16 protein-coding genes, 1 other RNA gene and 2 pseudogenes are annotated in these 24,897 nt (G+C 42.4%); 13 read left to right on the plus strand and 6 right to left on the minus strand.

Annotated features, from left to right (window positions below):
- Positions 1-8 precede the first annotated feature (8 nt).
- Positions 9-1,148 (minus strand): cytochrome d ubiquinol oxidase subunit II, encoded by a 1,140-nt coding sequence (gene cydB / locus NQT65_RS15450; RefSeq protein ID WP_024033821.1) that lies wholly within the window; start codon positions 1,146-1,148, stop codon positions 9-11.
- Positions 1,145-2,728: a cytochrome ubiquinol oxidase subunit I gene (locus NQT65_RS15455; RefSeq protein ID WP_004586936.1), complete on the minus strand. Its 1,584-nt coding sequence runs from the start codon at positions 2,726-2,728 to the stop codon at positions 1,145-1,147. The genes cydB and NQT65_RS15455 overlap by 4 nt, the downstream gene beginning before the upstream one ends.
- 291 nt (positions 2,729-3,019) lie before the next feature.
- Between NQT65_RS15455 and lpxB the strand changes: the two genes are divergently transcribed.
- The 6 genes from lpxB (at position 3,020) to NQT65_RS15485 (ending at position 10,972) form a co-directional block, all read left to right on the plus strand.
- Positions 3,020-4,177: a lipid-A-disaccharide synthase gene (gene lpxB / locus NQT65_RS15460; RefSeq protein ID WP_054983468.1), complete on the plus strand. Its 1,158-nt coding sequence runs from the start codon at positions 3,020-3,022 to the stop codon at positions 4,175-4,177.
- Entirely contained in the window at positions 4,167-4,769 is a 603-nt protein-coding gene (gene rnhB / locus NQT65_RS15465) for a ribonuclease HII (RefSeq protein WP_024033823.1), read from the plus strand. The genes lpxB and rnhB overlap by 11 nt, the downstream gene beginning before the upstream one ends.
- A 3-nt stretch (positions 4,770-4,772) precedes the next feature.
- On the plus strand, positions 4,773-8,264 hold the full coding sequence (dnaE, locus tag NQT65_RS15470) for a DNA polymerase III subunit alpha (RefSeq protein ID WP_054983466.1): 3,492 nt from the start codon (positions 4,773-4,775) through the stop codon (positions 8,262-8,264).
- Between the two features lie 16 nt (positions 8,265-8,280).
- Positions 8,281-9,237, plus strand: coding sequence for an acetyl-CoA carboxylase carboxyl transferase subunit alpha (gene accA, locus NQT65_RS15475; RefSeq protein ID WP_004586940.1), 957 nt, complete (start codon positions 8,281-8,283; stop codon positions 9,235-9,237).
- 91 nt (positions 9,238-9,328) lie between these two features.
- Positions 9,329-10,633, plus strand: coding sequence for a tRNA lysidine(34) synthetase TilS (gene tilS, locus NQT65_RS15480; RefSeq protein ID WP_256851500.1), 1,305 nt, complete (start codon positions 9,329-9,331; stop codon positions 10,631-10,633).
- On the plus strand, positions 10,634-10,972 hold the full coding sequence (locus NQT65_RS15485) for a hypothetical protein (RefSeq protein WP_004586942.1): 339 nt from the start codon (positions 10,634-10,636) through the stop codon (positions 10,970-10,972).
- Between the two features lie 67 nt (positions 10,973-11,039).
- Here NQT65_RS15485 and NQT65_RS15490 read toward each other — a convergent pair whose 3' ends face one another.
- Positions 11,040-11,936, minus strand: a complete 897-nt coding sequence (locus NQT65_RS15490; RefSeq protein WP_054983464.1) for a GGDEF domain-containing protein — start codon at positions 11,934-11,936, stop codon at positions 11,040-11,042.
- 133 nt (positions 11,937-12,069) lie between these two features.
- On the opposite strand from NQT65_RS15490, the gene NQT65_RS15495 reads away from it, so the two are divergent.
- On the plus strand, positions 12,070-14,043 hold the full coding sequence (locus NQT65_RS15495; protein ID WP_256851501.1) for a monovalent cation:proton antiporter family protein: 1,974 nt from the start codon (positions 12,070-12,072) through the stop codon (positions 14,041-14,043).
- Positions 14,044-14,171: 128 nt separating this feature from the next.
- Here the strand turns inward: NQT65_RS15495 and NQT65_RS15500 are convergent, their stop codons facing one another.
- On the minus strand, positions 14,172-15,317 hold the full coding sequence (locus NQT65_RS15500) for a patatin-like phospholipase family protein (RefSeq protein WP_004586945.1): 1,146 nt from the start codon (positions 15,315-15,317) through the stop codon (positions 14,172-14,174).
- A gap of 222 nt (positions 15,318-15,539) precedes the next feature.
- Here NQT65_RS15500 and NQT65_RS15505 point away from each other — a divergent pair, with 222 nt between their 5' ends.
- From NQT65_RS15505 to NQT65_RS15515, 3 genes are all read left to right on the plus strand, one after another.
- Positions 15,540-16,415: a DUF3014 domain-containing protein gene (locus NQT65_RS15505; protein WP_004586946.1), complete on the plus strand. Its 876-nt coding sequence runs from the start codon at positions 15,540-15,542 to the stop codon at positions 16,413-16,415.
- 138 nt (positions 16,416-16,553) lie between these two features.
- Positions 16,554-16,650, plus strand: an RNA gene (gene ffs / locus NQT65_RS15510) — signal recognition particle sRNA small type.
- 561 nt (positions 16,651-17,211) lie between these two features.
- Positions 17,212-19,971 (plus strand): response regulator, encoded by a 2,760-nt coding sequence (locus NQT65_RS15515; protein WP_256851502.1) that lies wholly within the window; start codon positions 17,212-17,214, stop codon positions 19,969-19,971.
- A gap of 25 nt (positions 19,972-19,996) precedes the next feature.
- Here the strand turns inward: NQT65_RS15515 and NQT65_RS15520 are convergent, their stop codons facing one another.
- Positions 19,997-20,686, minus strand: coding sequence for a DUF1826 domain-containing protein (locus NQT65_RS15520; protein ID WP_256851503.1), 690 nt, complete (start codon positions 20,684-20,686; stop codon positions 19,997-19,999).
- Positions 20,686-21,884 (minus strand): annotated as a pseudogene (zigA, locus tag NQT65_RS15525) (zinc metallochaperone GTPase ZigA). The gene NQT65_RS15520 and the pseudogene zigA overlap by 1 nt, the downstream one beginning before the upstream one ends.
- 216 nt (positions 21,885-22,100) lie before the next feature.
- Between zigA and NQT65_RS15530 the strand changes: the two are divergent.
- The 3 genes and pseudogenes from NQT65_RS15530 (at position 22,101) to NQT65_RS15540 (ending at position 24,778) form a co-directional block, all read left to right on the plus strand.
- Positions 22,101-23,186 carry an alkene reductase gene (locus NQT65_RS15530; protein WP_256851504.1) on the plus strand — a complete coding sequence of 362 codons (1,086 nt, stop codon included), beginning with the start codon at positions 22,101-22,103 and terminating at the stop codon, positions 23,184-23,186.
- Positions 23,187-23,372: 186 nt separating this feature from the next.
- Positions 23,373-24,452: pseudogene (locus tag NQT65_RS15535) on the plus strand (RDD family protein).
- 74 nt (positions 24,453-24,526) lie between these two features.
- Positions 24,527-24,778 (plus strand): type II toxin-antitoxin system prevent-host-death family antitoxin, encoded by a 252-nt coding sequence (locus tag NQT65_RS15540; protein WP_256851505.1) that lies wholly within the window; start codon positions 24,527-24,529, stop codon positions 24,776-24,778.
- Positions 24,779-24,897 lie beyond the last annotated feature (119 nt).

Below are 24,897 nucleotides of genomic sequence, written 5' to 3' on the forward strand. Positions count from 1 at the left end.
TAGTCTCCTTAGTAGCTACCATGCGTGTTGTTTTCAATTTCGTCTACCGTTACTCTGCGCCACATTTTTACGTAACACCAGGTGGTGTAGGCCAAAATTAACGGAATAAATATAACAACAGCAACAAACATAATATTAAGCGTTCTGTGGCTCGACACCGCATCCCAAATAGTTAAGCTAATATCTGGGTTATTAACAGATGGCATAATAAATGGGAACAGCGACACACCCGCCGTCATAATAACGCCAATTAACATAATGCTGGTCGAAATAAGCCCAAGCGCTGGCTTGTTTAGTTTAGAGAACAGTAAAGCACTGAGTGCCATAACAAAGCCTAAAATAGGGAAGGTCATTGTCCATGGGCGCTCGCTGTAATTATTAAGCCACGCACCTTGCGCTGTGCTTACAACTTTTGCCAACGGATCTGCATGGCTTTGCGTATCAGGCATAGAAACAATTTGGTAGCCATTTATGTTTGCTACCCAAAAACCCGCAGCCGCAAACAGTACAATAAATACCACTAATGCGTAGCGGCCATATTGCGCTGAGCGCTCTGCAACGGCATCTGCTGTGCGCAGTTGTAGCCACATGCCTGCATGGGCAATTAACATGGTGATACTAATTAAACCTGCCAGTAGGCCAAATGGGTTGAGTAAGCCAAAAAACGAGCCTTGGTAACTTACACGCAGTAAGTTATCAATATTAAACGGTACACCTAAAAATAAATTACCAAATGCCACACCAAATACTAAAGCCGGAATGGCGCTGCCTGCAAATAAGCCCCAATCCCAGTTATTACGCCAGCGTTTAGAGTCTATTTTTGAGCGGTAATCAAAACCTAAAGGTCTAAAAAATAGCGCAAACAATACCAGCATCATGGCAAAGTAAAAGCCCGAAAATGCAGCGGCATACACCATAGGCCACGCTGCAAATAAAGCGCCGCCTGCGGTAATAAACCATACTTGGTTACCGTCCCAGTGGGCGCCAATGGTGTTAATTACCGTGCGGCGCTCTGAGTCTGTTTTACCAACTAGGCGAAGCAGCATCGCTACGCCCATATCCATGCCATCGGTAATTGCAAAGCCTATTAGCAGTACGCCAATGAGCAACCACCACAGCATTTTTAATGTTTCATAATCAAAAATCATAATTGCTCTCCTGCGTCTTTATCTGCTTTGTTTGGTAACTCAAAGTGATACTTACCTGTATGTAACGAGCTTGGGCCTTGTTTAATAAAGCGCACCATTAACCAACCTTCTACAATGGCAAGGCCAGTGTAAAAAATAATAAACCCAGTTAAGCTAATTAAAATATCGTTTACCGTCAGTGACGAGGTGGCTAAAAAGGTCGGTAATATTTCTGATATAGCCCAAGGCTGGCGACCATATTCAGCAACGATCCAACCAAATTCTATTGCAATCCATGGTAGTGGAATACTTAATACTGCAGCCCACAGTAGCCAACGTTTTTGCTCAATAATACGGTGTGCGTTGTAATAAAATGCCAATACAAACACGGCCAGCATAGCTACACCACAGGCCACCATTATCCTAAACGACCAAAACATAGGGCCTACTTTAGGGAACGAGTCTTTAACTGCCATTTGAATGTGCTCTTCTGTGGCATCTACCACATTGGGGGTATAGCGTTTTAGAAGCAAGCCATAACCTAAATCGGCTTTAAGAGAATCAAATTTAGCTATGTTTTCTTCGCTGTCATCGCCATTTCTTAGCTTTTGGAGGTATTCGTACGCTATCATGCCGTTACGAATCCGTACCTCGTGTTTTTTCTCTAAATCAGAAATACCAATAACTTGCTCATCTAAAGAGCGGGTAGCAATAATACCCAGTGCGTAAGGTATTTTTACTGCTGCATGAGTTACCTGTTCATCTGAGTCAGGAAAACCAAGCGCGGTAAACGCAGCGGGTGCTTCTTCGGTATGCCATTCAGCTTCTATGGTGGCAAGTTTTACTTTTTGAACTTCGCCTACTTCGTAGCCTGATTCGTCACCTAATAAAATGACACACAATATGGATGCTAAACCAAAGCCCGATGCCACCGAGAACGAGCGCTTAGCAAAGGCTAAATCGCGACCTTTTAATATGTACCAACTACTAATGCCCAGTACAAACATAGAAGCGGCTACGTAACCTGCCGATACCGTATGAATAAACTTAACCTGCGCCACAGGGTTAAATACAAGCTCTGCAAAGCTGGTCATTTCCATGCGCATGGTTTGATAATTAAACTCTGCCCCTACTGGGTTTTGCATCCACCCGTTAGCTATTAATATCCACAGCGCCGACATATTAGTACCTAGCGCCATTAAAAATGTAGCGCCCAAATGTTGGCGTTTAGTTAACCTATCCCAGCCTAAAAAGAACATACCCACAAAGGTCGACTCTAAAAAGAACGCCATTAAGCCTTCAATAGCGAGCGGGGCGCCAAATACATCGCCTACGTAATGCGAGTAATAAGACCAGTTAGTACCAAACTCAAACTCCATGGTCAGGCCCGTTGCCACCCCAATAGCAAAGTTAATACCAAACAATTTTCCCCAAAACTTAGTCATATCACGATAAATTTCGCGACCGGTCATAACATAAACCGATTCCATAATAACTAAAATCCAGGTCATACCTATGGTTAAAGGCACGAATAAGAAATGGAAGAGTGCGGTAACAGCAAACTGCAATCGCGATAGATCCACAAAGGTTTCATCTATCATTTTTGGCTCCTTGAGGGTGACGGGTTAACAAGGCAATTGATAATTGGCAAAGTTAAAATTAATGAACTTTCAGTAATTACTGAAAGTTTGGAATATTATTTACGTTTGCACAATTTTTGTCAATAAACATATTAGAAAAAGTTAATATATATTCACCATGCTACATCAGTATGAAATACAAACAATCGTTTGGTACTAAATTAGTTACAAATAATCGTTAATTTAAAGCGTTTAACCAAACATTAAAACACGGTAAACTAACCGCTATGAACGCCTGATAAATAAAGTCGAATGAATAAAGAGAAAAAACAACTACGTATTGGTATTGTGGCAGGTGAGCTGTCGGGCGATATTTTAGGCGAAGGCTTAATTAAAGCACTTAAAACGCACTTTCCAGATGCTATTTTTGAAGGCATTGCAGGGCCAAAAATGCAGGCGCAAGGCTGTAAAACGCTTTACGACATGGACGAGCTCTCGGTAATGGGGCTGGTTGAAGTATTAGGGCGTTTGCCGCGTTTACTTAAAATACGTAAGCAGCTGGTACAGCACTTTAAAGATAACCCACCCGATGTATTTATCGGTATTGATGCGCCCGATTTTAACCTACGCGTAGAAAAGCCTTTAAAAGATGCCGGTATTAAAACCATTCAATACGTAAGCCCGTCGGTTTGGGCATGGCGCGAAAAACGTATTCATACCATTAGTGCTGCCACAAATTTAGTGCTTGCTCTGCTGCCGTTTGAAAAAGAATTTTACGATAAGCACCAAGTACCGTGTACATTTGTAGGGCACACCTTAGCTGACGATATAGCGCTTGAGCACGACGATAGCCAAGCCCGCCAAGAACTTGGCCTAAATACCGACGACAAAGTTCTGGCTTTACTGCCAGGTAGCCGTGGCTCAGAAGTAGGCTTGCTCAGCGAAACCTATATAAATACAGCTGCGCAGTTACAAGCGCAAAACCCAGACCTTAAAATAGTGGTGCCGCTGGTTAACGAAAAACGCAAAGCGCAATTTAGTGAAATTTTAAATGCCACTGCACCAAATTTAAATGTAAACCTACTCGATGGTCAGTCAAAACTAGCCATGCAAGCAGCCGATGCCATTTTACTTGCATCAGGCACAGCAACGCTCGAAGGCATGCTGTATAAAAAGCCTATGGTGGTGGGTTATAAAATTAAGCCAATGAGTTATTGGATTTTTAAAACCTTGTTTACCTTTAATATTAAATATTTTTCACTGCCAAACTTATTAGCCGATGAAGAGCTAGTGCCGGAGTTTTTACAAAGTGAATGTAACGTGGCTAATTTAACGGGCGCACTTACGCCTATGCTAAATACCGATAATAAAGAACTAAAAGCACGCTTTTTAGCCATCCACGAAAAAATTAGATTAAATGCCAGCAAACAAGCAGCTAATGCTGTGGCGGAGTTAATAAATGCAAATTGAACGACCCAACGTAACCTTAATTGCCGGTGTAGATGAAGTAGGGCGTGGCCCGCTTGTCGGCGATGTTGTTACCGCTGCGGTAATACTTGACCCAGCGAATCCTATTGCAGGTTTAGCTGACTCTAAAAAGCTAACCGACAAAAAGCGCCAAGCACTGGCTATAGAAATAAAACAAAAAGCGCTGTGTTATGCCATTGGTCGTTGTAGCCCAACAGAAATTGACGAATTAAACATTTTGCATGCAACTATGCTTGCAATGACGCGTGCAGTTGAGGGGTTAAGTACACAACCAGAGTTTGTATTTGTAGATGGTAACCGCTTACCTAAATTAGCTATGCCGGCTCAAGCGGTTGTTAAAGGCGACAGTTTAGTGGCTGAAATTTCAGCAGCCTCTATTTTAGCCAAAGTAGCGCGTGATGATGAAATGCTTGAGCTTGATACACGCTACCCGCAATACGGGTTTGCAGGGCACAAAGGGTACCCAACTAAAGCACATTTTGCTGCGCTTGAGCAATACGGTGCTATTGATGAGCACCGTAAAAGCTTTAAGCCGGTACAACGTGTGCTAATGCAAGCAAAGGGCGAGGCATAAATAATGGCCGCTCCAGATTTTGTACATTTACGGGTTCACTCAGACTTTTCAATGGTCGATGGCTTAGCTAAAACCAAGCCTATTGTTGCTAAAGCGCAAGAGCTTGAAATGCCCGCGCTGGCAATTACCGATCAAATGAACTTTTGTGGTTTAGTGCGTTTTTATGGCGCAACCCACAGTGCTGGTATTAAACCCATAGTGGGAGCCGATTTTTGGCTGCGCAGCCCAGAGTTTCCAGATGAGCCAAGCCGTATTACGTTGCTAGCTAAAAACAACGACGGTTATAAAAATATTACCTTATTAATATCTGAAGCTTACCAACGCGGGCATATATTTCATCGCCCAGTGATTGACCGAGAATGGCTAGTTAAGCACAAAGAAGGGCTTATTATTCTCTCAGGCGCAAAAGATGGTGACTTAGGTAAAGCCTTATTAAAAAATAACCCAGGCGTTATTGAATCTGTAGTGAGCTTTTATAAGCAGCATTTTAGCGATCATTACTATTTAGAGCTTATTCGCACCGACCGTCCGCTTGAAGAAGACTACCTCCATATGGCGGTAGAGCTCGCAGCAAAAGAGCAACTGCCCGTTGTTGCCACAAACGAAGTGGTTTTTTTAAAGCCCGAAAATTTTGAAGCGCACGAAATTCGTGTGGCTATTTTTGACGGTTACACCCTTGATGATAAACGCCGCCCTAAACGATTCTCACAAGAGCAATACCTAAAAACGCCTGAGCAAATGGCCGAGCTATTTAGCGATATTCCTGAAGCGCTGCAAAATACGGTAGAAATAGCCAAACGGTGTAATGTAACGGTGCAATTAGGCACTTACTTTTTGCCTGATTACCCAACCGGCTCGTTAAAAATTGAAGACTTTTTAGTTAAGGTTTCAGAAGATGGCCTTGAAGAGCGCCTGCAGTTTTTATTCCCCGATGAACAAGAGCGACAAGAAAAACGAGGCGAATACGACGAGCGCTTAAAAGTAGAGCTTGGTGTAATTAACCAAATGGGTTTCCCAGGCTACTTCTTAATCGTAATGGAGTTTATTCAGTGGAGTAAAGATAACAATATTCCAGTGGGGCCAGGGCGTGGTTCGGGTGCGGGTTCATTAGTGGCATATGCCCTAAAAATTACCGACCTTGATCCGCTTGAATTTGACCTACTCTTTGAGCGATTTCTAAACCCTGAACGTGTATCAATGCCCGATTTTGATGTCGATTTTTGTATGGACAGGCGTGATGAGGTAATTGACCATGTATCGGCATTGTATGGCCGTGATGCGGTATCACAAATTATTACCTTTGGTACCATGGCTGCAAAAGCGGTAATACGCGATGTAGGGCGTGTACTTGGCCACCCTTATGGTTTTGTTGATCGAATTTCTAAGCTGATCCCAGGGGATCCCGGGATGACGCTTGCCAAAGCGTTTGAGGTAGAGCCGCGTTTGCAAGAAGCCTACGATGGCGACTCAGAAGTAAAAGATTTAATCGATATGTGTCGCATCCTCGAAGGGTGTACACGTAATGCCGGTAAACACGCCGGTGGTGTTGTAATATCGCCGACGACCATTACCGACTTTGCTGCACTTTATTGCGATGACGAAGGTAAGTTTCCGGTAACACAGTTTGATAAAAACGATGTAGAAACCGCAGGCCTAGTTAAGTTCGATTTCTTGGGCTTACGTACCTTGACCATTTTGCAGTGGGCTGTGGATATGACCAACGAGCGCATGAAGCGCGAAGGCAAAGCGCCCGTTGATATAAATACCATTCCACTGGATGATAAAAAAAGTATAGAGCTATTACTGCGCGCCGAAACAACCGCGGTATTCCAGCTAGAATCGCGCGGCATGAAAGACCTCGTACGCCGATTAAAGCCCGATTGCTTTGAAGATATGATTGCATTGGTAGCCTTGTTCCGCCCAGGCCCACTGCAATCAGGCATGGTAGATAACTTCATCGACCGTAAGCTTGGCCGAGAAGAAATTTCATACCCAGATGCCCAATACCAACACGAAAGCTTAAAGCCCATACTTGAGCCTACTTACGGCATTATTTTGTACCAAGAACAAGTAATGCAAATTGCCCAAGTACTAGCAGGCTATACGCTTGGTGGCGCCGACATGCTACGTCGTGCAATGGGTAAGAAAAAACCTGAAGAAATGGCCAAGCAGCGTTCAACCTTTGAAGAAGGCGCACGCAATAATGGTATAGACGGCGAACTGGCAATTAAAATTTTCGACCTGGTAGAAAAATTCGCAGGCTATGGTTTTAATAAATCTCACTCGGCAGCGTATGCACTGGTTTCGTACCAAACGCTGTGGATGAAAACGCACCATCCGGCAGAGTTTATGGCTGCGGTAATGTCGGCCGATATGGATAACACCGACAAAATAGTAATCTTGGTGGATGAATGTGAAAACATGAAGCTCACCTTATTACCGCCTGATGTAAACGCCGGTGAGTTTAAGTTTACGGTAAACCTGCAAGGTGAAATTGTTTACGGTATTGGTGCTATTAAAGGCGTAGGTGAAGCGCCGGTAGAGGCCATTTTAGAAGCGCGCGCAAAAGGCGGCCCATTTAAAGATTTATTTGATTTTTGTGCCCGTGTAGATTTAAAACGCTTAAATAAACGTGTAACCGAAAAATTAATTTACGCCGGTGCACTTGATCAACTCGGGCCAGAGAAAACCCAAGCAGGGCGTGCAACATTACTGGCAAGTTTAAAAGATGCCATGCGCGCTGCCGATCAGCACAACAAAGCTGAGCAACTTGGGCAAAGCGATTTATTTGGCTTACTGGCCACCGAGCCTGATGAAGTTGAGCAAGCCTTTATTAAAGCCACGCCGCTTACTGATAACCAATGGCTTGATGGCGAAAAAGACACGCTAGGCCTTTATTTAACAGGGCATCCGATAAATCAGTATCGCCGTGAACTTAGACATTACACCAGCGGCAAGCTGGTGGATTTACAGCCAACAAATCGTGATGTACTCTCTACGGCGGCGGGTTTAGTTATTTCAGCGCGGACCTTAATTAATAAAAAAGGAAATCGTTGGGGCTTAATAACTTTAGATGACAAGAGCGCCCGTATTGATGTACGCTTGTTTCCTGAACAGTTCGAAATGTACCAAGAAATGCTTCAAGTAAACAATATCTTGGTAATATCTGGACAGGTCAGCTTTGATAACTTCTCCGGTGGCATTACAATGACCGCCAGAGAAATAAACACCATTGCTCAAGCGCGTGAAAAACGCATTAAAGCGATTAAAATGACGCTGAACATGGTGCAAATCGAGGCAGGTTTCTTCGATAAATTACAAAAAGTACTCGAACCTTATAAAATGGGAACGTGTCCGATCAAGGTTTATTACCAGCGCCCCGATGCGTTGGCGCAATTAACCCTAGGGATCGAATGGTGTGTTACGCCGAGCGACGACTTAATTCATAAGTTATCACTCATGGCGGCACAAGATGTAGAACTAGAATTTAACTGATTAGGTAGTTTAGAGCATGAGCCTCAATTATCTTGATTTTGAGCTTCCGATTGCAGAATTAGAAGCAAAAATTGAAGAATTACAAAGCATAAGCCGCGCTGGCGAATTAGACCTTGAGTTAGAAGAGGAAGTCAGCAAATTAAAAGAAAAAAGCGCTAAGCAAAAAGAGGAAATATTCTCAAATTTAGGCGCTTGGCAAGTATCGCAGTTAGCGCGTCATCCGTTGCGTCCTTACACTCGAGATTATATCGAGCGCATTTTCACGGAATTTGACGAGTTTGCAGGCGATCGTACTTTTGCTAACGATCCGGCTATTTTAGGCGGTGTTGCACGTTTAGATGGCGAACCAGTAATGGTGATTGGCCAGCAAAAAGGGCGCGATACAGCTGAAAAAATTAAACGTAACTTTGGTATGCCAAAACCAGAAGGCTACCGCAAAGCGCTACGTTTAATGGAAATGGCCGAGCGTTTTAAAATGCCAATTATGACCTTTATCGACACCCCAGGGGCATACCCAGGTGTGGGCGCTGAAGAGCGCGGTCAGTCTGAGGCAATTGCACGTAACCTAAAAGTAATGGCGGCACTTAAAGTACCCACAATTTGTACGGTTATTGGCGAAGGCGGCTCTGGTGGTGCATTAGCCATTGGTGTTGGCGACAGAGTTAACATGTTGCAATACAGCACGTACTCAGTAATTTCGCCAGAAGGCTGTGCTTCAATTTTATGGAAAAGCGCCGATAAAGCACCACTTGCCGCAGAGGCAATGGGTGTAACAGCAGAGCGCGTTAAAGAGCTTGATTTAATTAATAACTTAGTTGAAGAGCCTTTAGGCGGTGCACACCGCAATTACGATGCAATGGCACGTAACTTAAAAACACGTTTAAAACGTGACCTTGCTGACTTACAAGCGCTATCGCTTGAAGACATGCTTGATCAACGCTATAAACGTTTAATGTCGTTTGGTTACTGCTAATTAGCTAACCAACGCATTTATTGTTAAAAAAGGCCGCTTATGCGGCTTTTTTGTTTTAAAATACTGCAAACATTAAATTTATAGCGTATCCATGCAAGCATCACCTATTTATCAGCACGTTAAACACGCCCTTGAGCACTTTTTTAAGCACCAGCAGTATAACTTTACGGTGGCGCTTTCGGGTGGCGTGGATTCGGTGGTATTGCTTCATATAATGCACTTATTAAAACAAGCGCAACCAAAGCTAAACGTAAACGCGATTTATGTTAATCATGGTTTAAGCCAATACGCGAATGACTGGCAGCGCTTTTGCCAAAACTTGTGCGCTGAGCTAAATGTACCGTTTAATGCCGCGCATGTAACAATAAACCCAAAAACACGAACAAGCCTTGAAGCGCAGGCACGTGAGGCGCGTTACAAAGCACTTGATGAGCTAAGCCCCGCGGGCAGCGTTATTTTGCTGGGTCAGCATTTAAACGATCAAATAGAAACGCTTTTACTGCGGTTAAAGCGCGGATCTGGCTTAAAAGGGTTAGGCGCAATGCAAAAAATGCGTGAACTACAAAGCGGGCGAATATGCTACAGGCCGCTTTTAAACATAACGCGCAGTGATATAGAACACTTTGCCACAGAGTTTAATATTACGCACATTACTGATGACTCAAATACCGATGAGCGTTTTGATCGTAACTTTTTACGTGCACGTGTAGTGCCTTTACTTGCAAAGCGCTTTAAAGGTTTTGAGCACTGTGCTGGGCGCAGCATTGAGTTACTACAGCAACAACAAGCGCTACTTGATGAGTACACTGAACTTGATTTAAAACAAAGCATAAATGCCCATCAAGCACTGAGCGTTAGCCAGCTAACCACCTACAGCGACGTGCGCATAACCAATGTGGTTCGTGCATGGCTTAGCTTATTTACCCAAGTAATGCCCTCACAAAAGCAACTTTTTCAAATAATTAACCAAGCCATAAATGCGCAGGCTGATGCGCAAATGCAAGTTGATTTAAGCGAGGGGCAAATACGACGCCATCAAGGGTATTTGTATTTTGTTACACCACACACATTATTAGCCGATGAAGCGCTAACGGGCAATGAGCTTGCGCTTGATGATGGGCGCGTATTAATAAAGCAACAAGGTAAAGGCCTACGTGCCCCTTTACCAAACGAGCAAGTCACCGTGCGCTTTAATTGTAATAGTGCGCGTATAAAGCCGTTAAAAAAGCCAGGCAGTAATACGCTTAAACACTGGTTTAAAGATGCAAAAGTAGCCCCGTGGTTAAGGGAGCGCGTACCTTTAATATTTTATAACGACGAGCTTGTGCAAGTTGTTGGTTATTTTGTAAGTGAAAAACACCAAGACGAAAACGGCATTTTTTGGGAGTGTAAATAAATGAAAGATCAGCCACATGTAGGCTTATCGCTAGTTAGCAAAGCGCCAATGGGTATGTTAATAACAGCGTTAGTTGCTGTTATAGCCAATGTATTACTAGAGCTTAATATTATTACGTTAGGTTATGCCGTTGTGGGCGGGGTGGTATCGGCGGTATTACTGCTTGCCTACTGGTTAGGTAAAGGCGGGTTATTTTTTATTTTAGGCGTAAGTTTACCATTGGTTTTAGTGTTATTTACCCCGCTTGCAAGCATAACAGCATTGCTTAATTTAGTGAGCGGCTTCTTTTTTGGCTTTTGTGCGGCCTTGTTTGTTTATAAATTACTGGCTAATAAATAATTAAACAGTAATAAAAAAGCTCAGCGGGGGAAGCTAAGCTTTTATAAATAATACAGTTATATAAATACTAATATGCTTTTGCACAGTTGCGCCCAGAGGCTTTTGCCTTATATAAGCCTTTATCGGCTCTAGCAAATATTGCTGTTTCGCAATCTTGGCTATTGGCTAGGGTAAAGCCAATGCTGGTGGTTACTTTGTATTTAGACATTAAACTTGAGTTTCTGACTAAGTGCATAATGCGCTCAGCAACCACTTTGTTTGTTGTAAACTCGGGGTCTTCAATAATCAGCGAAAACTCATCGCCACCAAATCTAAACACGGAGTCGGTACCGCGTATACTGCTACAAAGTACCTGCGAAAACTCTTTTAAAACATCGTCACCTACTTTATGACCATAGTTGTCGTTTACTTGCTTAAAGTTATCTAAATCAAGCAGCATTAAACTAAAAGGGCGCTGGTAACGGCGGCAGTTTTCGAGCTTTTGCGATAACATGTCATTAAATTGGCTACGGTTATTCAACCCAGTGAGCGCATCTTTTGTGGCAAGTTTTAACACTCGGCTGTACATCATTGCGTTACGTAGTGGGTACACAAGGGCGCTGTGCAAAGCACGTAATTTGTTTTCAATCGCTTTACTAATAGGGTATTGGCTAAAGTAAATTAGCTGTCCTAAGTGCTCGCGACCAATAGCTAAATCGTAAGAATACGGGCTAGTGTTCGTGTTGCTATCTGAGGTTTGTGCAGTGCCGAGCGTTGATTGAAACTGCAGCCCTGAAAAGTTAAGTAGCTGTTTGGCAAATTTTGCATAAATAGCCAACACATCTTCTATTACTAGGCTTGTTTGTAGCTCGGTAACTAAATCGTGCGTTGCCGCTGTTTCGTTTGTGTGTGTTTGCTCTGCTGAAAACGGCAAAAAATCGCCGCGCCCAGACACGCGTTGTGTCAAAATATGGACATTTTCCATTAAAATCTTCCCCCAGGGTGTTACTTTGCAATAACTAAGCTATTTTTATGCCATATTTTAAAATTGCTTGATAAACATATGGTTGCTATATTTAAAGTTCATTCCGTAGTTTAATTGACGCTGGAGGCCGAATTTGCAAAGTATAAACGCTCAAATTTTTGGCTTGTTAGTGGCGGCGGTGCTTTTTGTATGGTTTTTTAAGCGCATTGGCTTGCCGCCTATTTTGGCGTATTTAGCAACAGGCGTTTTAGCGGGCAGCCATGGCATTGGTTGGCTTGCGCAATCTCACGAAATTGAGTTTATTGCTGAGCTGGGCATCGTATTTTTATTGTTTAGTTTAGGGCTCGAATTTTCTATATCGCGGCTAATGGCCATGCGCAATATTGTGTTTGGACTGGGCTCGTTACAAGTTGGTGTTACCAGCTTGCTCTTCATTATTATTTTATATTGCTTAAATTTTAGCTTACTCACTAGCTTTACCATTGGCACAATTATGGCGCTTTCTTCAACCGCGGTGGTGGTTAAGCTATTAAAAGAAACTGGCGAACTAAACCAGCGCCGTGGGCAGCTGGCGGTGGGCGTATTACTGTTTCAAGATATTGCCGTTGTGCCCCTACTTATTATTTTGCCATTGTTTGCCTCAAGCGATTCGCAAAGTATTAGTTGGGCGCTGGCATTTGCGCTTACAAAAGGCGCGTTTGTGTGCTTATTACTGTGGGCAATTGGTAAATGGGTGCTGCCTAAGGTATTTAAAGAAATAGCGCAGGTACGAACCGATGAGCTGTTTGTACTTACCACAATTTTGGTTGCGTTATTTGCCGGCTTTTTAACTTACATGTTTGGTTTATCAATGGCGCTTGGGGCATTTTTAGCTGGCATGATGTTAGGAGAGAGCCATTACCGCCATCATCTAGAGGCTGATATTAGGCCATTTCGCGATATTTTAATGGGGCTGTTTTTTGTAACTGTGGGGATGCAGCTCGATATTTTATTTGTGCTTTCACATGGTTTTGTAATTATTGGCGCGTTATTTGGCTTGTTAATATTAAAAATTACCGTGCTGGCATTCAGTGCCAGATTAATGCATGAGCGCAATCAAGACTCGCTAGCCTGCGGGGTTATGCTGTGGCAAATGGGAGAATTTGGGTTTGTGCTTATTGCTTTGGCAAGTCAGCATGAGTTGCTCAATTCAGAGCAAGCCTCGTTTTTAATTGCCTTAGGGGTGCTATCGATGGCGCTAACTCCGTTTTTAATTGATAAAACCCCACTAATTTTAAAGCAATTAGGTATTTTAGATCACCCCAGTATGGCGAGGGAGAGCGAGCCTAAAAGTAGCACCTTATATAACGATCACGTGGTTATTTGTGGCTTTTCACGCGTAGGGCAAACAATAGCGCGATTTCTAAAACCCGAAGCCATAGATTACGTTGCCATAGAAAGTAACCCTATTTTAGTACAAGAGGGCAAAGCCGCAGGTGAGCCAGTAATATTTGGCTATGTAAAACAAAAAGATATTTTAAAGTGCGCAGGGGTAGAGCGAGCACGCCTAGTGATTATTACCTTTACAGAGCTTGAGCATGCACATGTGGTAATAGACGCCATAAAGCAACTCGCGCCCAACGTTAAAATACTAATAAGAACCCGCGACGACAGCCAATTAAACAACTTAAAAGAGCTGGGGGTTACTGAGGTGGTGCCTGAGTCGTTAGAGGCAAGCTTAATGTTGGTTTCGCATGTGTTGTCGATGTCGGGTGTACCGATGACACGCATTGTACGCCGTGTTAGTAAAGAGCGCCGTAATCGCTACCCGCTTATGCAAAGTTTTTACGCCGGTTACTTTAAAGATAACGAAGAAACCTCCTCTGAGCGCTTAGAATATTTGCACGTAGTTGCGTTGCCAGATCAAGCCTATGCGGTGGATAAAACAATAGATGAGCTTAACTTATCTAAACGCCGCGTGACTGTAAAAGCTTTGCGCCGAGAGGGGCAAGAAATAGACGACCCATTAACCAGCACCACATTGTGCGCAAACGATGTACTGGTATTGCAAGGTAAGCCTAGGCGGGTAGAGCGAGTAGAGCATTACCTACTCGATGGGCTTGAATAAAAAATGCATTTGATGTTTTTTACTGACATAGATGCAAGTTATTAAAATAACACAGAGGTAGTTATACAGCTCAGTTGGTTTCAAAGCTTGCTCTGCGATTAAATAACAGGTTTCAAGGCCAACATTAGCTAGTCGAGCTCTAAAAATTGGCGTATTTCGGGTAGTTTTTTCATGCCATCTTCATAGCCAATTTGAATTAGGTGCTGAGTGTAGCGTTTTTCAAACAATAAATAGCTGGTTAAACTCGATTGCGAGTGCTTTTTTACCCCAATTGTGCGCAGCAGCAACTTAATTGCCCACGGCATATCGCTGTAGTATTGCGCGGCAATATCGTTAAAGTTTTTTGATGGGTTAATAATACAGGTTTCTATTTGTTTCAGCTCTTGATGTTTGTCGCGCGCCGGAAGCAGCCCTAAAGTGCGATTTACACGCTCAAGGCGCTCAAGGTCGGCTTGCATGGTGTCGCTAAATACACTATCGAGTAAATGCCCTGCAACCGCAGAAAGCCCAGGGTAGTGGGGCGAGTAACCCGCCGGATGCGACTCTTTTGGTTGGTCCACCCCAATAATAAATATTTTTTCGGCCCCTAAATGAATAGACGGGCTAAGCGGTGAAAGCTGATGAATAGAGCCATCGCCAAAATAGTGGTTAAATACATTAACACTTGGAAACACCATAGGAATGGCGCTTGATGCCATTAAATGCTCAACGTTAATGCGCATAGGGCGACCTTCGCGCTTGGCACGCTGCCAAGGTGTTTGTGTATTTGACTGAAAAAACGCAACAGAGTCACCGGTTGTATAGCTTGAAGCGGTAATAGAAATCGCTTCTAAATAATTGCGATGTAAATTACGTTCAATGCGGTGCAGGTCTAAAATTTCGTTTAATAAACCGCGCAAAGGGCGGTTATTCAGCAAACTGCCTGGCGGGTGGTTTATGTGCTCAGACTGAAAACTGGTTAAAATATTGCGCGCAATATGGCCAAACACACTTAAAAAGTCGCTTTTGTAGACCATAGACGTTGAAAAGTTTTTCCAAACAGACTCAAGTTTACGCACGGCCAAATGCGCACACGAGGCATAACAGGCCAAAGCTGCAGAATTAATCGCGCCTGCAGAAGTGCCGTTAATAATTCTAAATGGCAAAGGCGCAGTGCGAGGCATACTATGAGCAAGCGCTTTAAGGACGCCCACTTGATAAGCAGCGCGAGCGCCACCACCTGTAAGTAATAGGGCTATTTTAGGTTTATGTGGGTCAACTTGCTGGATTTTCATAGTGGTTTTTGAACTGCTTAACGTCTTTTCTTTATTTATCAACTTTAAGTCTTTAAGCTAGAAGAATCAAAGAATAACTGAGTTACTATGGCTCGCTGTTCTAATTAGTAAGTGTAGGTTTATGTTGTAAAGCCTATATTTAAAGTCATAGTGATTACCGATAGTGAATTTTTTCCACTCAGCGTACTCTGAGTAATATGCATTTAAATTTATGGAGTTTGTATGTCAGATAAACCAGAAGCGTCAGATGTTCAAAAACGTCCGCCTAAAAACAATTTTTTATTCGCCGTTATTATTTTAATTATTTTAGTGTGTGCCGCTGCGTTCGTCCTGTTATCGCCCACTGACGAGCCAGAAACTCGCACAGAGGTAGAGCAAACACCAAAAGAACAGCCAGTGATGGAGCTAAAGCCAGAGAACGACCCTGTGGTAGATGCGCCATCAGTTAAGCCTGAAAAGCCAGCGGAGCTGAGCGTACCTGCTCAACGCCCAGCTGAGCCAGAGCCGGTTGTAGAGCCATTACCAACGCTTGATGAAAGCGACACCGTAGTGGTTGCCAAAATGGATGAATACTTAAGCGACTCGGTAATGAGCCTAATGGTAACTGACGATGTAATTCGCCGTGGCGTCGTATTTATAGACAACATAGCTAAAGGCAAAATTGCTAAAAAGCATACGCCAGTGGTTAAACCTGAAGAAGAATTTAGCGTAAACGAAGGAGACATTTTAACAATTGACCCTAACAGCTACGAGCGCTATACACCGTATGTAAAAGTATTTACGAGCATGAGCGCCGCCCAAGCTGTGCGTATGTACGAGCAGTACAAGCCATTAATCAACAACGCGTACAGTGAAATTGGTTACGGTGATGATGAATTTAATCAAACGCTAGAAGATGCTATTGAGTTATTACTTGATACACCGGAGCCAGAAGGCGAGTTACCGCTACTGCGTGACTCGGTTACTTATCAGTATGCGTTTTCTGAATGGGAGCAATTACCAGCTGCACAAAAACAGCTGTTACGTATGGGCCCAGAAAACATGAAAAAAGTAAAAGCAGCACTGCGTAAAATTAAAGCCGAGTTAGAGCGTAATTAATAGGCATTAAAGGCTGTTTTTAGCTGCGATTGTATATGAAGTATGCAATCGCACTTTCTTTTTTGATTATCCCTTGAATAACACACCAAAAGTAGAGATAATCCTTCCCGCGCCAACCAAGGCCCTCAATGGTAGTCTTATTGGTCCTCTCGCAACACTAGCAGGCGAACCTGGTCAGGCCCGGAAGGGAGCAGCCACAGTTTGTGACGTGTGTGCCGAGATGTGGCTGGTAAGACTGCCACCCAAATTCCTCATTTGGGTGAAAATACATTCCTTTTAAATTATTCCTTAGTAACACCGTTAAATATTTAGTATCACGAGTGTCGATTTTCCACTATTACCGCTCTACCTCATTTTTACATTCACACTGTTTTTATTATTGTCGTTTACTGCACTAGCAGATGAAACAATCACTATTTATGTAAAAAAATCAAATAACTTACTTAGCAACGCCAAAGCAAAACTCACATCTACTGAGCTTGGCAATAAATTACAGTCACTAAATGTTTCAATATTAATACTTATTGTAGATTATTGCGCAGCTCCAGAAGCGTTAGCTAATGCCTATTTAGTAATCGCAAATGCTAAGCCTATGCTTAAGGATATTAAGTTAAATTTAAGTGGCAATCATAAAAAGAGTAAGTGTAAAAACACATAACACGCTTTTTGACAGGGGGTAATGTGTATCTGTTCCTGTTTTATTGCTGCTAGACAACCCTTGCCTTGTACGTAATAATGTAAAAATTACATTAATTTTAACATGTAAAGTGTTAACAAGGTGCCCCAAGGTTGATTAATGCCGCAAAGAAGTAAGTGGACACTCGCTGTTTTACTAGGGTTATTAGGCGGGTCAGTAAATCTCTCGCCATTGTATTTTTTCGACAGCTCCGAATTTTTGTTTGGGCAATTGTTTGTTTTATGCAGCTTAGTATTTACTGGGCTGCGTTACGCGTGCCTAAGCCTTGCCATTGTTTCTGGTTTTTTACTTTATAGGTGGGGCCATTGTTGGCCGAGTATTGTGTATTTACTCGAGCTTTGTTGGCTTTATGCTTTTTGCTTACGCCGCTCTAAACCTATTCTTCCTCTGGGTAGCGTATTTTGGCTATGTATTGGTTTACCCTTTGTATGGGTTATAGGCCAATTTGTTATTGGCTTGGCCTGGTTAACGCTAATAGTAGCGATATCAAAGTACTTAATTAACGCGCTAATAAGCTTGGCGGTGGTTGATTTAGTTAGTGTATTTGTACCTTACGCCAGCCGTGCGTATCAGGGGAGGCCACTGGCAAAAATTTTAAGCTATGTGGTTAGTGTCATTATTATTTTAGTGGTATTGCTAACTAGTGTAATTTTAGTAAACGATCATCATGCGCGCTTAGAGTATGAAGTAAACGCTCAACTAAAAGAAAAAGCCGAGTCTATTAGCACGCAATTAAATGATTATTTAGCATTTCATAAAAACGCCATTGTTATGAGTAGCGACGCAATAAGTGCGGGCACTGCAAGCGATGTGCAGCTCAAACGATTAATGTCGTTATTTCCAGGCTTTACCACCAGCTTGTATGCAAACCCAGATGGCTTTGTAGAGCTTAGCTCGCCCAGCGATTTAATAGAGGGGCTTAGCCTTGCGCAGCGTAGTGTTAAAGACCGAGCATACTTTACTCAAGCTCAGCAGTTCCCTCTGGGCTATACCAGTGGCGTGTTTCAAGGTCGCGGCCTAGGTAACGAGGCCATTGTGGCGCTGTCGGCACCTATATACCGTAACAATACGTTTTATGGTGTGGTAGAGGGCTCGTTAAAGTTAGACCGCTTAGAGCGGTTTATACCTAACTTATTTGAGTACACGGGCGATTTAGTGGTGCTAGATGCACAGCAAAAAGTGGTATTTAGCTCCCTTGATGAATTTAAAATACTGAGCCATTTTAACGGTGAGGGCTTTAATACCAGTAATTTAGGTGATAAAAACCTATTTCGTTCAACCAAAAACGAGGTGTACCACAGCTCTAGGTACATTGACCCACAAAACCACTGGCAAGTTATTACCTTTTATAATCGTAAGCATTTAAGTATGGCGGTGGCAAAAGCTTGGCTACCCACTATTTTGTTAAGTGCGCTATTGATGCTTATGGTGGTTATTTTTATACACCAACTTGCTAATTTATTAGTGCAGCCAATTACTAGCCTAACTACGCTAATGCAAAGCTTTGGTAAAACCAAAACACATAAGTTTAATACAGACTCAAGCTGGCATGAGGTATTGCAGCTACAACAGCAATTTGAATTACTAGCTAATGCGCTTCAGCGTTCAATAGAAAACCTACAAGCCTCTAATATCAGAAACCAAGGGTTAAATACCCAGCTGAGCGAATTTAATCAGCAGCTAGAGGGCAAAGTAGCAGAGCAAACCACCGAGCTTAAAAAAGCGGTAAATAGGGCTAATTTAGCCAATGTTGCTAAGTCGCAATTTTTAGCCAATATGAGCCACGAGCTACGCACCCCTATGAACGGTATTTTAGGCATGGGTGAGGTTTTATTGCGCGATAATTCATTAACCGATGAGCAGCGAGAGCTGTTAAATACGCAGCAAAAAAGCGCACAAAACTTACTGAAAATTTTAAACGATATTTTAGATTTTTCTAAAATAGAAGCTAACGCCATGGAAATTAGCCCTCGGGCGACTAACCTTGCGCCGTTTATTGCCAATATAAAGTCGTTGTTTTCTCCCATTGTAAGTTCTGATCACGTCGAGTTTATTGTTAGTCAAAGCGACAGGCTGCCAGATTGCGTAAAAGTAGACGACCTACGTTTAAACCAAGTCATTATTAACTTGCTCTCTAATGCGTATAAGTTTACCGAGCGTGGTTTTGTGCGCTTATCGTTTGATTACGAAAACGAGCAACTTTTAATAAGCGTAGCCGATAGCGGCATTGGTATTGAAAAAGATCAGCAGTCGTTGTTATTTAATGAGTTTACGCAAGCAGATGTAGGTGTGGCACGTAAGTATGGTGGCACAGGGTTAGGTTTAGCAATTAGCCAAGGGTTAATTAAAAAAATGCAGGGTGAAATTACCCTCAACAGTGAACCAGGCAAAGGCAGCGTACTTAAATTTTACGTAAGTGCACCTAAAGCACAGTCCAACAAACCAGAGCCCGTTAAACAGGCGAAGTCGTTGCCTAATTTAAGCGATAAAACACTTTTACTGGTTGAAGATAACCCCATTAACCGCCAAGTAATTGCAAAAATGCTAGAGCCTACAAAGGTGAACTTAGTGATGGCAACCGATGGCATAGAAGCGCTAAAAGTACTTGAAGGTAATCGCTTTGATTTAATTTTAATGGATTGCCAAATGCCTAATATGGATGGCTACGAGTGCACCCAAACAATACGGGCTAACGAGGTAAACACAAAGGCACATGTGCCCATTGTTGCTATTACCGCAAACGCCTATGAAGATGATAAGCAGCGCTGTTTAAGTGTAGGCATGGATGATTTTGTATCTAAACCGGTAAATACACAAGGGTTGTACGAAGTAATCGCGAGGGTAATAAACGCCCATTAGTGCAGCGTTTATCACCACAACAATTTTAAATAAAATCAAGGGTGAGCAATAAGCGTTTCTCATTTGCAGCTACCGGTGGAGAGCGGTGTACAAGCCCTGCGCCTTCGTTTTCATCCCAGTACTCGCCTTTAAGCAGGGCAACATCCCCTTGATTTAGCTGATTAATATTATTTAGGCTTTTAAATAAGCCAGACTCTTCATCGGGCTTACCTAAATTACCAGTTCCTAGCTTTGAGCGGTCTACATCGCTGTGATTTAACCACTGCGTTGCAACGCCTTGGTAAGTAGTCACTAATCGGCACGGAATTTTGTCTACATGAAAACGCGGGCACATAGGTTTATCTAATATTTTTAGCCTTAAACCGGCGCGTTTTAAATCAAATAGGCAGCAAAACATTTCAACTAATAATGCTATGTCTTCACACAGCGCATCAGTTTCATCGCGCTTGTTATCATCTGGTTTAAGTGCAGTAACTAACTTATCAAACGCATCATCGGGAGATACCGCAAGCTCAAGTGGTTTTATAGCATTAGTGCTAATGAGTGTATTAACGGCATTTGTTAATGCTTGTTCAAGGTCTCTTTGCCAAATAACGATGTTAGTGTTTTGGTCATAAATGTGTGGCAATACATTGGCGTTACTGTCTTTGGCTGCACTTCGGTGGAGTTGCTCAGTGGGTTTTATTTGCACCGTTATTGGAGCTAGGGCATTCATTACACTTCCTCCCAAATAGGAAACGGGTCGTTATAGGTTTTCCAAAAATCTTTACCTTTAAGCACGGCTTCTTCTGGCAGTAGGCAGTCATCAAGCGCCTCAATCATGGCTTGTTTATTTAACGACTGACCAATAAATACAAGTTCTTGACGCATATCACCAAAGGGCTCTATCCATTTACTGTTTATATCAGCAAGTAGCTCGGGCTCTGTGGGCCAGTCTTTTTTAGGAATTGCTTTATAAAACATGCCAGCAAACCCGTAATGAGCTATACCGCCGGCTTGGCTCCACTGCGCGCAAAATAAAGGGCGCGTTGCGAGCCAAAAATACCCTTTAGAGCGAATGAGCTTGCCAAATTGCTCGGTGTTGTGCAAAAAGTGATAAAACTTTTCAGGATTAAATGGGCGGCGCGCCGTATAATTAAAGCTGCTAATACCATACTCTTCGGTTTCGGGAATGTGTTCACCACGCATTTCTTTAAGCCAACCTGGTGCTTGTTGGGCGCGTGCGAAATTAAATAAGCCCGTATTGAGCACTTCGTTAATATTAATATTGCCGTTTGATATAGGAATGATTTTAGCTTGAGTATTAAGCGTATTTAAAATAGCAATAAGCTTATTGAGCTGTTCATTGGTGACTAAATCAGTTTTGCTAATTAAAATAACGTCGGCAAATTCAACTTGATCAACAAGTAGGTCAGCCACGCTTCGCTCGTCGTCTTCTCCTAACGATTCGCCAGTATCTTGTAAATCGTTTGCTTGTTCGTAGTCGGTTAAAAAGTTAACCGCATCAACCACGGTTACCATGGTATCGAGGGTGGCAACATCACCAAGAGAAACACCGTTTTCGTCGGCAAAAGTAAATGTTTCGGCAACCGGTAGGGGTTCTGAAATGCCTGTTGATTCAATGACGAGATAATCAAAACGGCCATCTTTGGCAAGTTTACCCACTTCAACAAGTAAATCTTCTCGTAGGGTGCAGCAAATACAGCCGTTGCTCATTTCGACGAGTTTTTCGTTGCTGTGATTGAGTGATACATCGTTTTTAATTGTGGCTGCATCTATGTTTATGTCGCTCATATCGTTGACAATAACAGCCACTTTTTTCCTTGTCGGTTATTAAGAATATGGCTAAGTACGGTTGTTTTACCAGCGCCTAAAAAGCCTGATAACACTGTGACGGGCAGTTTATTTATCATTTAATTTTACTTACTAATAGTTATCTATTGGTATGTTATATTGTATCAATTAAATTTTCTAGCACTAGCATCACTTTTTAAATAGTTTGTATGTAATGCTCAGCAGAAGAATAAGTAGACACTTTTGCAAATACAACAAAGCTATTTTGTGTTTTTTGCTATTTTTGAATTTATATAGCTGCGCTATTATGAGCGCCATCAAACTTAGGAGGCATTATGACGTTACTTTTCTCACCCATAGAACTTGCAGGTAAAACTTTAAAAAACCGTATTGTTATGCCACCAATGACTCGCTCGCGCTCAACGCAGCCTGGCGACATTGCCAATGATTTAATGGCCACTTATTATGCGCAGCGAGCAAGTGCTGGGTTAATAGTAAGCGAAGGCACACAAATAAGTGAGCTGGGTAAAGGCTATGCTTGGACACCAGGTATTTACACAAACGAACAAGTAGCAGGTTGGCGCACGGTAACCAACAAAGTGCACGATGCTGGTGGCGTTATGTTTGCGCAGCTTTGGCATGTAGGGCGCGTAACTCACAGCGATAACACAGGCGGTGTACAGCCTATATCCGCATCGGCCATTGCTGCAAAAGACGTAAAAGTATTTGTAGATACTAACGGCGAGCCTGGCTTTGTTGAGACTCAGTTACCGCGTGAAATGAGCAAGCAAGATATTGAAAATGTACTAGGCGAATTTCGCCAAGCGGCTAAAAATGCAGTAGACGCAGGCTTTGATGGCATAGAGCTACACGCCGCTAATGGGTATTTAATTAACCAATTTTTAGACTCGCAATCAAATGCCCGTACTGATGAATATGGCGGCAGTGTGCAAAATCGTTTGCGTTTTTTAACAGAGGTCGTAAATGCAGTAAGCGATGAAATTGGTAGTCAAAAAGTAGGTGTAAGGCTTGCACCACTTACCACGCTTAACGGCACGGTTGATGATAACCCAGAGCAAACATATTTAGCCGTTGCTCAAGCACTAAACGACGCTGGCGTGGGCTACATGCACATTGCTGAAGCCGATTGGGATGATGCCCCTTTAATGAGTGTTGAATTTAAGCAGGCTATTCGTAAAGCGTACAGCGGCGTATTAATTTATGCAGGTAAGTACACTAAAGAACGTGCCGATGAAGCCCTAGCACAAGGCTGGGCCGACATGATTGGCTTTGGTCGCCCGTTTGTGTCTAACCCAGATTTACCAGCACGTTTAAAGCAAGGTAAACCGCTAAATAGCCACAACCCCGATACCTTATTTGGTGGCGCAGAGCAAGGCTATACCGATTACCCAACCGCTTAATTATTTATAAATAAAGTATTTTAAGGGCTGCATGTATGCAGCCCTTTTTTTATGCTGGTAAATCAGTAGCTTTAACTTGGGCTAATACCAATCAGCAATATAGATCACTTAATTAAGCGGATTGATATAACAATAAAAAGCGCGTAAGTTAAATAGCTTACCCATTTTAAAAACATAAAAATAAAAATGAAAACCAAAGAGATAGAGCATCTCGCGTTATCAGGCTCTGAAACCAAAGACGTGATCACCCCGTATGCCTTTAAAATTGACCAAGCGTTATTAGGTATTCCATTAGCGAGCCCAATTAAACGTGCATTGGCGATGACTATTGATGTCACTTTAATATTTATGGCCGCTAAGCTAAGCGCCACTTTAATTGCCTTTGTGGCTGCAATGGCTTTTTATAAAGGCACTGCGTAGCAATATCTTCCAAAAATGTCGTCGTTTTGGCGCAGAGCCTTAAAGCTTTTTGCCGCGAGCTTTTTATTTGTAAGTTCACTAACTGTACTCTCGTTAGCGATTGATTTTTTTGAAGGCGATACCGCTATACAAACACCTCAACTAGAAAAAACACAGCAAAACGATGAGCTAAGCGAGCATGATAAAGCAATAATACGCACCTATTTAACGCAAACAGACGACGATAAAAACTGCGATGACGCTTGCCAAAGCGTTGCTCGAGCTAATTTAGTTGGCCAATTACCAGCGCTTGCTGAAATGCAAAACGTAGGAGGGATTGAAGTTACGCGCACATTATTGCACTTAATGGCCATATCTGATGATGAACCCGTTGCGGCAGATGATTTTAAAAATAATGAGACAGGGCGAGAAAGTATTTCGGACGAAGTAACTCATAAAAGCAATATCACTGAAAAAGCTGAAACTAAAAGCGAGCAAACCAAACCTGTCACCAGCATTTTGCAGTGGGGTAAAGGCATTATTCAAGACCTAGGCCTTGGTTTTGGTTGGGCTGCCGTATACTTTACGTTGTTCTCGTTATTATGGCGCGCACAAACCCCAGGTAAAAAAGTATGTAATATTCGGGTGGTATCACTAAATGGCGAGCCACTAGGTATGCTTGATTGTTTTGGCAGATACGGTGGATACGGCGCCGGTTTTGCAACAGGTTTATTAGGCTTCTTACAAGTGTACTGGGACCCAAACAGGCAAGCTATTCAAGATAAAATATCAGCGACTGTGGTTATTCAGGGCAGTGTGCATCAAGTTGTAAATGTTGAAACTGTTGTAGATACAGTGAAAGCGTAAAGTAATTATAAAAATATACAGGTTGAGTTTAAAAACTTAAAATGAAGTACAGGTTTAACTTTATCAGGTGAGCTATGAAAAAGATTTTAGCTGATTGTTCAGCTAGTATTTCAGAACTGAAGAAAAATCCAATTGCGCTCATAAATAATGCTGATGGAGAGGCTATCGAAATTTTAAAATATAATGAGCCAGTTGCTTATTTAGTTCCAGCACAATTGTATGAGTTACTAATGGATCAGCTTGATGAATTTGAATTAACTAAAATTGTTGAAAGTCGTAGAACTGATTTATCTCAGGAGATTGAGGTTAGCATTGATGACTTATAGCTCTTATCTATTGGATTATATTAATTAGAAAAAGCTAATGCTTAAAGAGACATAAAGTAGCTCAGACTATTTTTCTGTTTATTATTAGGGCGTGTTAGCATGTAAAAAAGTAAATATTG

The organism is Pseudoalteromonas agarivorans (assembly GCF_024518735.1).
Classification (GTDB): Bacteria; Pseudomonadota; Gammaproteobacteria; order Enterobacterales; family Alteromonadaceae; genus Pseudoalteromonas; species Pseudoalteromonas atlantica.